Raw genomic sequence first — 12,359 nt, forward strand, 5'->3', positions numbered from 1 at the left:
AGCTGTATTTTTGGCTCAATTAAATACCCAATTTACTTGAATTTAGATTATTTCATCGCCAAAAGATTGATTACTGCTAAAGATTATAAAAGTAGTATATCTGCACCAATAATAAAAATTGCCATAGCTGCAATTGCTATTGGTATGGTAATGATGATTGTTTCTGTAGCCACTGGTATTGGTTTACAACAAAAAATCCGAGAGAAAGTATCCGCTTTCAACGGACATATTATTATTTCTAATTATGATAATAATCAATCGGAGGCTACATTAACTCCAATTACCAAGAACCAAGAGTTTTACCCTAAGTTCAATTCGGTTGCAGGCATTAGTCATGTTCAAGCTATAGCTACCAAAGCTGGAATTATCCGTACCGAAAAGGCTTTTGAAGGAATTGTTTTTAAAGGAGTAGGAAAAGACTATCAATGGAGTAATATTAAAGAGTATTTGGTTGCAGGCCGTTTGCCTTATTTGTCAAGCCAACTTAAATCGGAGGTAGTGATCTCACAATTTTTAGCCGATAGGTTGCAATTAAAAGTAGGCGATGCGTTCAATACTTTTTTCATCAAAGAAAATCAAAATCAATTGCCCAATATTCGCCGATTTAAAATATCAGGTATTTTTAATTCAGGCTTTCAAGAATTTGATGCTACTTATATATTGGGAGATATTCGCCATATTCAACGCATTAATAAATGGTCACCCAATCAAATCGGTGCGTTTGAGATTTTCGTAGACGATTTTGATCAGATTCAATCCGTTGGAGAAGAAGTGTACCAACAAACTCCGTCCAATCTAGATTCCAAAACCATAATCGAAAAATACAGTTACATCTTTGACTGGTTGCAATTGTTTGATTTCAACATTGTCGTTATTCTTGGCGTGATGATTTTGGTTGCTACCATTAATATGGTGGTGGCTTTATTGGTTCTAATATTAGAACGAACCCAAATGATCGGAATTCTAAAAGCACTAGGAGCTAACAATTGGTCTGTCCGAAAAATATTTCTTTACAACGCCCTGTATTTAATTTTTCGTGGACTCTTATGGGGCAATGGTATTGGGATAGGCGTGTTACTCATCCAAAAATACTTTGGTGTCATCCAACTCAATCCCGAAAATTATTATGTCAATCAAGCACCAGTCTATTTTAATTGGGGCTATATCTTGGCGCTTAACCTATTAACAGTAACCGTTTGTTTTGTTGTATTATTGATTCCTTCTTACCTTATTACTAAAATCTCCCCAGTCAAAGCCATTCGTTACGACTAATTACCTGAGCGTTCCCTGTTTGCCTCGTGGCCTCGCAAACTAGGTCGGGCTATTGCTACAAGTCCTCGCTGCGCTGTGGGCTTTTCGCTTCTATCCCTAACGCGGTTTGTGATTAAAACATCTCTATCAAAGTTCAACATTCAACATTCTTTATCGAATTTTCGTTGTTTGAACCTTCTAATTCAACCTTTACAATTCCCAATTGACAAAAAACTTTGGTATTTACAAAACGGGGAATCAGCCAGTTAAGAAAAAGCTGTAAAATAAACTCAAAAAATACTTGCCAGAGTGGATTTAGGTTGTACTTTTGCACCCGCAATAAAGGCGAGGTTCTTACATAGATATTGAAAAGCAAACAAAAGGAGATAAAAGAAATTTTACTTGTAAAAAATTTGCTAGAGATAAAAAAGTAATTATCTTTGCCCTCCCCAAAAGGAGCCAAGTTCTTAAGTAAGTTGAGTGAGTTAAAAAAGAAAGTATTTTTTCTAAAAAATTTTCAAATAGACTTGCGAGATAAAAAAGAAGTTGTACTTTTGCACCCGCTTTGAGAGATAAGCGCAACAAACAAGTTAGACACGTTCCTAGACATATTGAATTGACAGCCGTTTTGAGAGAGATCTCAAAACAAATTAAAGAGTAATAGAATCGTAAGATTCGAAAAAGACCATTAGATCATTGTCATAATAAATAGAAGCAAATTTATTTGCTTCGCATAATATACGATGAAGAGTTTGATCCTGGCTCAGGATGAACGCTAGCGGCAGGCTTAACACATGCAAGTCGAGGGGTATAGTTCTTCGGAGCTAGAGACCGGCGCACGGGTGCGTAACGCGTATGCAATCTACCTTTTACAGAGGGATAGCCCAGAGAAATTTGGATTAATACCTCATAGTATGTGAGAATCGCATGGTTTTCACATTAAAGTTCCAACGGTAAAAGATGAGCATGCGTCCCATTAGCTAGATGGTAAGGTAACGGCTTACCATGGCGACGATGGGTAGGGGTCCTGAGAGGGAGATCCCCCACACTGGTACTGAGACACGGACCAGACTCCTACGGGAGGCAGCAGTGAGGAATATTGGACAATGGGCGCAAGCCTGATCCAGCCATGCCGCGTGCAGGATGACGGTCCTATGGATTGTAAACTGCTTTTGTACAGGAAGAAACACTCCCTCGTGAGGGAGCTTGACGGTACTGTAAGAATAAGGATCGGCTAACTCCGTGCCAGCAGCCGCGGTAATACGGAGGATCCAAGCGTTATCCGGAATCATTGGGTTTAAAGGGTCCGTAGGCGGTTTAATAAGTCAGTGGTGAAAGCCCATCGCTCAACGGTGGAACGGCCATTGATACTGTTAAACTTGAATTATTAGGAAGTAACTAGAATATGTAGTGTAGCGGTGAAATGCTTAGAGATTACATGGAATACCAATTGCGAAGGCAGGTTACTACTAATGGATTGACGCTGATGGACGAAAGCGTGGGTAGCGAACAGGATTAGATACCCTGGTAGTCCACGCCGTAAACGATGGATACTAGCTGTTGGGAGCAATCTCAGTGGCTAAGCGAAAGTGATAAGTATCCCACCTGGGGAGTACGTTCGCAAGAATGAAACTCAAAGGAATTGACGGGGGCCCGCACAAGCGGTGGAGCATGTGGTTTAATTCGATGATACGCGAGGAACCTTACCAAGGCTTAAATGTAGTTTGACCGATTTGGAAACAGATCTTTCGCAAGACAAATTACAAGGTGCTGCATGGTTGTCGTCAGCTCGTGCCGTGAGGTGTCAGGTTAAGTCCTATAACGAGCGCAACCCCTGTTGTTAGTTGCCAGCGAGTCAAGTCGGGAACTCTAACAAGACTGCCAGTGTAAACTGTGAGGAAGGTGGGGATGACGTCAAATCATCACGGCCCTTACGCCTTGGGCTACACACGTGCTACAATGGCCGGTACAGAGAGCAGCCACTGGGTGACCAGGAGCGAATCTACAAAACCGGTCACAGTTCGGATCGGAGTCTGCAACTCGACTCCGTGAAGCTGGAATCGCTAGTAATCGGATATCAGCCATGATCCGGTGAATACGTTCCCGGGCCTTGTACACACCGCCCGTCAAGCCATGGAAGCTGGGGGTGCCTGAAGTCGGTGACCGCAAGGAGCTGCCTAGGGTAAAACTGGTAACTAGGGCTAAGTCGTAACAAGGTAGCCGTACCGGAAGGTGCGGCTGGAACACCTCCTTTCTAGAGCTTGAATGTTAGTTATTTTGGTAACACTTTCAAGAAAGAAGACGATAGATCGACATGGGATTGAATTTCATGATAATATTACTCTTGCTGTTAGTTCAAATAATACAAATAAGTAAAAAACAGAGTCTCGTAGCTCAGCTGGTTAGAGTACTACACTGATAATGTAGGGGTCCCCAGTTCGAGTCTGGGCGGGACTACTATTTTTTAGCTTATGGAAATTTTAGAAGTTGAGTCATCCGATGGATGTTGTCTTTATCATTATACTGTCAACAGACGACTGATAACTGACAACTAAAACACGGGGGATTAGCTCAGCTGGCTAGAGCGCCTGCCTTGCACGCAGGAGGTCAACGGTTCGACTCCGTTATTCTCCACAAGATGCTAATTAGATTTAGCACACACGTTCATTGACATATTGAGATAAGAAAATAATAAAGTAGAAAACATTTTTACTTGTTTATCATTAGACAAGTAAAAGAAACGGCATATTTTAAGTAATATGTTGGTACAATAAGCAAAATAAGGGCGTATGGGGGATGCCTAGGCTCTCAGAGGCGATGAAAGGCGTGATAAGCTGCGAAAAGTTACGGGGATTGGCACACACGATACGATCCGTAAATACCTGAATGGGGCAACCCACTATGTTGAAGACATAGTACACCGATAGGTGGGCAAACCCGCTGAACTGAAACATCTAAGTAGGCGGAGGAGAAGAAAACAAAAGTGATTCCGTAAGTAGTGGCGAGCGAACGCGGATTAGCCCAAACCAATGTTGTTACGGCAATGTTGGGGTTGTAGGACCACGACATTTCTTGCACAAAGAACTAGAATCTACTGGAAAGTAGGACCAAAGAGGGTGATAGTCCCGTATAGGTAATGAGTGTAAAGGATAGTGGTATCCTGAGTAGGGCGGGGCACGTGAAACCCTGTCTGAATTTGGCGGGACCATCCGCTAAGGCTAAATACTCCTGAGAGACCGATAGTGAACCAGTACCGTGAGGGAAAGGTGAAAAGAACCGTGAATAACGGAGTGAAATAGATCCTGAAACCATACGCTTACAAGCGGTCGGAGCCCTTTAGTGGGGTGACGGCGTGCCTTTTGCATAATGAGCCTACGAGTTAACGTTGCTGGCAAGGATAAGTGGTTAAGTCACGGATCCGTAGCGAAAGCGAGTCTGAATAGGGCGCTTTAGTCAGTAGTGTTAGACGCGAAACCGTGTGATCTACCCATGGGCAGGTTGAAGCTGTGGTAACACACAGTGGAGGACCGAACCGGTTGACGTTGAAAAGTCTTCGGATGACCTGTGGGTAGGGGTGAAAGGCCAATCAAACTCGGAAATAGCTCGTACTCCCCGAAATGCATTTAGGTGCAGCGCTGGATTTAAGTTATATAGAGGTAGAGCTACTGATTGGATGCGGGGGCTTCACCGCCTACCAATTCCTGACAAACTCCGAATGCTATATAATGTTTACCAGCAGTGAGGGCTTGGGTGCTAAGGTCCAAGTCCGAGAGGGAAAGAACCCAGACCATCAGCTAAGGTCCCCAAATCTATACTAAGTTGAAAGAACGAGGTTTGTCTGCCCAGACAGCTAGGATGTTGGCTTGGAAGCAGCCATTCATTTAAAGAGTGCGTAACAGCTCACTAGTCGAGCGGACGAGCATGGATAATAATCGGGCATAAGTATAGTACCGAAGCTATGGATTTGTATTATATACAAGTGGTAGGGGAGCATTCTAACAGGGTAGAAGGTGTATCGTAAGGTATGCTGGACTGGTTAGAAAAGAAAATGTAGGCATAAGTAACGATAATGCGGGCGAGAAACCCGCACACCGAAAGACTAAGGTTTCCACAGCTATGCTAATCAGCTGTGGGTTAGTCGGGACCTAAGGCGAACCCGAAAGGGACAGTCGATGGCCAACGGGTTAATATTCCCGTACTACTTATTACTGTGATGGGGTGACGGAGTGATGAAAGCGCCGCGAACTGACGGAATAGTTCGTTGAAGTACCTACCTATAAGAAGCGCAGGCAAATCCACGCTTCTTGGGGAAATACGATAGTACTCGGAGACTTCGGTCAAAGAGATAGTGCGCCTAAGGGCTTCCAAGAAAAACCTCTAAACTTCAGGTAATAAGTACCCGTACCGCAAACCGACACAGGTAGTCGAGGAGAGAATCCTAAGGTGCTCGAGAGATTCATGGCTAAGGAATTAGGCAAAATAGACCTGTAACTTCGGGAGAAAGGTCGCCAGCGCAAGCTGGCCGCAGTGAAGAGGTCCAGGCGACTGTTTATCAAAAACACAGGGCTCTGCAAAATCGTAAGATGAAGTATAGGGCCTGACACCTGCCCGGTGCTGGAAGGTTAAGAGGAGATGTTATCTTCGGAGAAGCATTGAATTGAAGCCCCAGTAAACGGCGGCCGTAACTATAACGGTCCTAAGGTAGCGAAATTCCTTGTCGGGTAAGTTCCGACCTGCACGAATGGTGTAACGATCTGGACACTGTCTCAGCCATGAGCTCGGTGAAATTGTAGTAACGGTGAAGATGCCGTTTACCCGCAGTGGGACGAAAAGACCCTGTGCACCTTTACTATAGCTTAGTATTGACCTTGGATAAATGATGTGTAGGATAGGTTGGAGACTATGAAGTGGCGTCGCCAGGCGTTGTGGAGTCATTGTTGAAATACAACCCTTTGTTTATCTGAGGCCTAACCCCGCTATGCGGGGGACATTGCTTGGTGGGTAGTTTGACTGGGGTGGTCGCCTCCAAAAGAGTAACGGAGGCTTCTAAAGGTTCCCTCAGTACGCTTGGTAACCGTGCGTAGAGTGCAATGGCATAAGGGAGCTTGACTGAGAGACATACAGGTCGATCAGGTACGAAAGTAGAGCATAGTGATCCGGTGGTTCCGCATGGAAGGGCCATCGCTCAAAGGATAAAAGGTACGCCGGGGATAACAGGCTGATCTCCCCCAAGAGCTCATATCGACGGGGGGGTTTGGCACCTCGATGTCGGCTCGTCACATCCTGGGGCTGGAGAAGGTCCCAAGGGTTGGGCTGTTCGCCCATTAAAGTGGCACGCGAGCTGGGTTCAGAACGTCGTGAGACAGTTCGGTCTCTATCTACTGTGGGCGTTAGAAATTTGAGTGGATCTGATTCTAGTACGAGAGGACCGAATTGGACAAACCTCTAGTGTATCTGTTGTCCCGCCAGGGGCACCGCAGAGTAGCTACGTTTGGAAGGGATAAGCGCTGAAAGCATATAAGCGCGAAACCCACCACAAGATGAGATTTCTTTTAAGGGTCGTGGAAGATGACCACGTTGATAGGCTATAGATGTAAAGGCAGTAATGTCATAGTCGAGTAGTACTAATAACCCGTAAGCTTATGTACGCTTTTCCTGCCCCGCAAGGGGCAGGGAGAAACTTTCTTAATTTTTTTCTTTATCTCAGTATGTTAAGATATTTGCTCGACGCGAGCAGTGACTAGTGAACAGTAACTAGTAATTAGTGTAAGACTAATTACTAATCACTACTAACTAATCACTAACAACCTTAAGGTGGTTATTGCGGCGGGGCTCACCTCTTCCCATCCCGAACAGAGTAGTTAAGCCCGCCTGCGCAGATGGTACTGCAGTTATGTGGGAGAGTATGTCGTCGCCTTTCTTTATTGAGCCTTGTCTTTATAGACAAGGCTCATTTTTTTTAATGGATCGACGTGTTCGCCCTAAAGGGCTCGGTTCGTCGCTTTCTTTTAAAAACCCTGTTTCTAACCAAACGGGGTTTTTTGTTTTAGATACATCCGCGAACTGCCACTGAAATACACCACGACTTGAATAGCCCCGATAGGAGCTAGCTACCGCGTAGCGCGGATAGCGGGACAACTAGTGTTCAGGATGTAGAATAGTGCTGCAAAAAAAAATCCTCAATTACTAATTGAGGATTTTTATTAACCGTGTACGGTTTCTCGATTGCCGTAATTGGCTATGATAGACGATTCGTATTCAATCCATTCTTTCCAACGGGTATCCACATTGATGTTGTCTTGGTACTTTTTTGCGAAGCCTAAAAAGGTAGTGTAATGTCCTGCCTCAGAAATCATAAGGTCTCTATAGAATTTTGCCAATTCGGGATCTTGAATGTTTTCTGAAAGGACTTTAAAGCGTTCGCAACTTCGTGCTTCGATCATGGCAGCAAACAGTAATCGTTCGACCAAGGCATCGTTTCTACTGCCGTCTTTTTTTGCAAATTTGACTAGATCGTTGACATAATTATCTTTTCGTTCACGTCCTAATGTCAAGCCCTTTTCTTTAATAATAGTATGAACCATTTGGAAATGTTCCATTTCTTCTAAAGCGATTCGAGTCATTTCGGTTACCAATTCTTCTTTTTCTGAATTGTTGACGATGATATAAATAGCATTAGAGGCTGCTTTTTGTTCGCACCAAGCATGATCGGTCAAGATTTCTTCAATATTTGATTCGACGATGTTGACCCATCTTGGATCGGTTGCTAATTTAAGTCCTAACATGAATTGTGATTTTAGACTTACAAAATTACTCTTTTTATGTTCTATTTTTCAGATAAATGATTGAATTACCGTTTAATTACCATTATTTTGTAGTTCGGAAAAATGGATACATGAATACAAATAAACGACTCTTACTAATTGGTTTTGTTTGGCCTGAGCCCAATTCCTCTGCTGCGGGTGGAAGAATGATGCAATTGATTGCATTGTTTCAAAATCAGGGCTTTGCTATTACTTTCGCTAGTCCCGCACTGGATAGTGATTTTATGGTCAATCTTGCTGATTACGATGTAGATAAAGTGTCGATTGCTTTAAATGATTCTAGTTTTGATTCTTATATAAAGGAATTGCAGCCCAATGTGGTAGTATTTGATCGTTTCATGATTGAAGAGCAATTTGGTTGGCGTGTAGCAGAACATTGTCCTAATGCTGTTCGAATTTTAGATACGGAAGACTTGCATTGTTTGCGGTTAGCGCGACAGAATGCCTTTAAGGCAAATCGTAATTTTGATATTTCAGATCTAAGGAAAGAGGATGTAGCAAAAAGAGAAATTGCCAGTATTTTACGTTCGGATGTTGCTTTGATGGTTTCTGAATATGAAATGGAGGTTTTGCAGTCTGTATTTAATATTGATCCATCGCTTTTGTATTATTTACCTTTACTTGTTACTACTTTTGATCCTAATCCTTTGCCCTACATACAAAGGCAACATTTTGTTTTTATAGGTAATTTTCTGCATGAACCCAATTGGAATGCAGTTCAGTATTTGAAAGAGACAATTTGGCCAATTATTAGAAAGCAATTCCCAACAGCAGTTGTTGAAATATATGGGGCTTATCCTTCGCAAAAGGTTTTTCAACTACATAATGAAAAAGAGGGTTTCTTAATAAAAGGTAGGGCTGAAAGCGCTAAGGAGATTATTTCAAATGCGCGTGTTCTTTTGGCTCCAATTCGTTTTGGTGCCGGAATTAAAGGTAAATTGCTAGAGGCAATGGAATACGGTACCCCTTCCGTTACTACTTCTATCGGTGCAGAATCTATGCATGCTGATTTAAATTGGAATGGGAGTATTGAAGATGATTCGCAAGAATTTGCTGCTGCTGCTGTTCAATTGTATCAGGATGAAATCGTTTGGCAACATAGTCAACAAAATGGATTTTCCATTATTAAACAAAGGTATTTGACCGCATTATTTGAAGATCAATTTGAAACAACATTGACTTATTTACAATCCAATTTAGAAAAGCACCGTAATCATAATTTTATTGGTCAAATGTTGATGCATCATACTTTGCAAAGTACTAAATACCTGTCGCGATGGATAGAAGAAAAAAATAGAAAAATGTAGTTTGCTATTTTTTCTTTTCATCAATTAATGCTGCCACTAGTCGTCCTGATTTCATAGCGGCATTTATAGAGCCATTCATCAAATGGTCTCCACATATGAAAATATTGTCGTTGATTTTCATGTCAGTTTTAGTTAGTTCATCGCTAACGCTATCTTGATTTGGTAAAGCATACTGAATGCGGTAGGTTTTCAACATTTTCCAATCGTCAACTTGATTTCCATACCATTGCTTTAGCTCAGCTTTCATATTCTCCGCTACTATTGTATCGTCTATTTCTGGTATGCCATTATAGGAGATGGAGAGTAGCACTTTTCCATCTGGGGCATATTTGTTCGAAATATTCGACATCACAGTGAGATTATTTACCCATTTTTTGTTCTCAGAAGCATTTAAAATGACAACAGCTTGGTTTGTTGGTGCTTTTGTTGCTTCAAAGTAGACAGTAGTAACGGAATGGGATTGTTGTTTTTGTTGGGCAATATAATTACCCGCTAAACCAGTTGCTTCTGTTGCAATTACTATGATGTCTGAATTCATTTCTGAACCATTTTCTAAATAGATTGTATTGTTTTCAATCGCTGTTACTTTTGTTTCAAATTGAATTGAATTTTCAGGAAGTAGTGCCGCTAGTTGTTTTGGGATTTCTTCCATACCGAGTTCAGGAATTGCGGCATCACCAGTTGAAAATTGTTTCATTACAAAGTCAAACATATTGCTTGATGTTGTCAATTCATTTTCTAAAAATATACCAGAGAAAAAAGGTTTGTAAAAACGATCAATCATTTTTTGGCTAAAGCCATATCTTTTCAATTGCGAATAAGTATCAGTTTCGGGTTGTTTAAAAATAGCTGAGTTTGAAAGACGGACTAATTTAAGCTTTAACCAAAAGGTTTGAACCTTGTCTTTTAAGCTTCCTACGGGTGCAAATAATGTAGCAAAAAGGGCAGTAGGTCTTCTGAACGGATCGGCAATATCAAATTGTCCACCCTCAAAGAGTACGGTTGCACCTGGTATGAAGGGTTTCAAGTTTAATTTTTGATAATCTAAAAGCGCTTTCGTTTCCGGATAGTCAGTGAGCAAAACCTGAAATCCTCTATCTAATCGAAACCCATCTATACAATCTGTTTTGATTCGGCCACCCACTCGATCCGATGCTTCTATAAGTTGGACTTGGTAGTTTTTTTGATGTAAATAGACGGCGGCTGTTAAGCCTGATAATCCCGCTCCAATAATAGTTATAGTTGGTTTCATTGTTTGTTTATCAGACTTTAAAATTACTAAATCTAACCTATAAAATAAAAAATCCCGTTCTGATTTCTCAAAACGGGATTTCATTTATTTAAAATACAATTATTAAGCCAGCATGGTAACTGGATTTTCAATGTATTGTTTTAATGTTTGTAAGAACTGCGCGCCTGTTGCACCGTCAATAGTACGATGATCGCAAGCTAATGATAACATCATAGTGTTTCCTACCACAATTTGTCCGTTTTTAACTACTGGTTTCTCAACAATTGCTCCTACAGATAGGATAGCAGAGTTAGGTTGGTTAATGATTGAGTTGAACTCGGTGATGCCAAACATACCAAGGTTTGAAACGGTAAAAGTACTTCCTTCCATTTCGTTAGGGAGTAATTTTTTGTTTTTGGCTCTACCAGCCAAATCTCTTACGCTTGCACCAATTTGAGACAAACTCATCGCATCAGTAAATCGTAATACAGGTACAACTAATCCGTCTTCCACAGCTACAGCTACTCCAATATTTACATGGTGATTGATGATAATAGCATCTTCTCTCCATTGTGAATTAATGATTGGGTGTTTTTTCAATGCGGATGCACAGGCTTTAATTACCATATCGTTAAAAGACACTTTGGTATCAGGAACACTATTAATTACTGCTCTTGATTTCATTGCTTCGTCCATGGTAACTTCAATTGATAAATTGTAGTGAGGAGCAGTAAATAAAGATTCAGCTAAACGTTTCGCAATGATTTTACGCATTTGCGAATTTTTAATTTCTTCTGTAAAAATTTCACCGGCAGGCACAAATACTTGTGGCGCTGCAGCTTTAGCAGTTTCTTGAGGTTGTGTTGCAGCAGTTGTTGCACTTGTTGCAGATGGAGTAAAGTTTTCGATATCGCTTTTTACGATACGTCCGTTTTCTCCTGAACCTTTTACTTGAGACAATTGGATTCCCTTGTCATTAGCTATTTTTTTAGCTAATGGCGAAGCCAAAATGCGCTGTCCGTCTACAGCAGCTTCTTGAGTAACTGGAGCCGCTTTTTCAGCTGGGGCAGCAGTAGTTTCTTCTTTAGCAACAGGAGTGTTTCCGCCTACTTTAAAGTTGTCAGCTACGCCGCTAATATCCGTTCCTGCAGGACCAATAATAGCTAATAAACTATCTACTGGTGCTGTATTTCCTTCTTGAATTCCAATGTATAATAATGTTCCTGCATTGAATGACTCGAACTCCATAGTTGCTTTGTCAGTTTCGATTTCAGCAAGTATATCGCCTTCTGCTACTGTATCGCCTACTTTTTTCAACCAAGTCGCAACTGTACCTTCCGTCATTGTATCGCTCAAACGAGGCATTGTTACTACAATTACTCCTTCTGGAAGTGAAGCGGCAGGTGCTGCTTCTGTTTTTGTTTCAGTTATTGTTGCTGTTTCAACTACTGGAGCTGCTACTGTAGTAGCACCGCCAGCTAGTAATGATGAAATATCCTCTCCTTCATTTCCTATAATAGCTAATAAAGAATCTACAGGTGCAGTTTCTCCTGCTGGAATACCGATATGTAAAAGAGTTCCTTCATTGAAGGATTCGAATTCCATTGTTGCTTTATCTGTTTCGATTTCTGCTAAGATATCTCCTTCGCTAACTTTATCTCCGACTTTTTTAAGCCAAGTAGCCACCGTTCCTTCTGTCATTGTATCGCTCAAACGAGGCATTGTTACTATTGTAGCCATAACTGA

5 protein-coding genes, 2 tRNA genes and 3 rRNA genes are annotated in these 12,359 nt (G+C 41.5%); 7 read left to right on the forward strand and 3 right to left on the reverse strand.

Annotation, left to right across the window (positions count from 1 at the left end):
* Nucleotides 1-36 precede the first annotated feature (36 nt).
* The 6 genes from LPC21_RS04585 to rrf all read left to right on the forward strand — a co-directional run bounded on the left by LPC21_RS04585 (nt 37) and on the right by rrf (nt 7,171).
* On the forward strand, nt 37-1,272 hold the full coding sequence (locus LPC21_RS04585) for an ABC transporter permease (protein WP_229318354.1): 1,236 nt from the start codon (nt 37-39) through the stop codon (nt 1,270-1,272).
* 719 nt (nt 1,273-1,991) lie between these two features.
* A 16S ribosomal RNA gene (locus LPC21_RS04590) occupies nt 1,992-3,505 on the forward strand.
* A 129-nt stretch (nt 3,506-3,634) separates the two neighbouring features.
* A tRNA-Ile gene (locus LPC21_RS04595) sits at nt 3,635-3,708 on the forward strand.
* Between the two features lie 103 nt (nt 3,709-3,811).
* A tRNA-Ala gene (locus LPC21_RS04600) sits at nt 3,812-3,885 on the forward strand.
* A 134-nt stretch (nt 3,886-4,019) separates the two neighbouring features.
* A 23S ribosomal RNA gene (locus LPC21_RS04605) occupies nt 4,020-6,899 on the forward strand.
* A 162-nt stretch (nt 6,900-7,061) separates the two neighbouring features.
* Nucleotides 7,062-7,171 (forward strand): 5S ribosomal RNA (rrf, locus tag LPC21_RS04610).
* The 16S, 23S and 5S rRNA genes sit together here with 2 tRNA genes alongside, the layout of an rRNA operon.
* A 283-nt stretch (nt 7,172-7,454) precedes the next feature.
* On the opposite strand, the gene LPC21_RS04615 is transcribed toward rrf, so the two are convergent.
* Nucleotides 7,455-8,036 carry a MiaE family protein gene (locus LPC21_RS04615; protein WP_229318356.1) on the reverse strand — a complete coding sequence of 194 codons (582 nt, stop codon included), beginning with the start codon at nt 8,034-8,036 and terminating at the stop codon, nt 7,455-7,457.
* A 110-nt stretch (nt 8,037-8,146) separates the two neighbouring features.
* Between LPC21_RS04615 and LPC21_RS04620 the strand changes: the two genes are divergently transcribed.
* Entirely contained in the window at nt 8,147-9,382 is a 1,236-nt protein-coding gene (locus tag LPC21_RS04620; RefSeq protein WP_229318358.1) for a glycosyltransferase, read from the forward strand.
* Between the two features lie 4 nt (nt 9,383-9,386).
* Here the strand turns inward: LPC21_RS04620 and LPC21_RS04625 are convergent, their stop codons facing one another.
* Together LPC21_RS04625 and LPC21_RS04630 are read right to left on the reverse strand one after the other, a co-directional pair.
* The gene (locus tag LPC21_RS04625) at nt 9,387-10,634 is read right to left on the reverse strand and encodes an NAD(P)/FAD-dependent oxidoreductase (protein ID WP_229318360.1); all 1,248 of its coding nucleotides are present in this window, start codon (nt 10,632-10,634) and stop codon (nt 9,387-9,389) included.
* Between the two features lie 102 nt (nt 10,635-10,736).
* A complete protein-coding gene (locus LPC21_RS04630) occupies nt 10,737-12,353 on the reverse strand; it encodes a pyruvate dehydrogenase complex dihydrolipoamide acetyltransferase (protein WP_229318361.1) in 1,617 nt (538 codons plus the stop codon).
* Between the last annotated feature and the right edge of the window lie 6 nt (nt 12,354-12,359).

Source organism: Flavobacterium ammoniigenes (assembly GCF_020886055.1).
Classification (GTDB): domain Bacteria; phylum Bacteroidota; class Bacteroidia; order Flavobacteriales; family Flavobacteriaceae; genus Flavobacterium; species Flavobacterium ammoniigenes.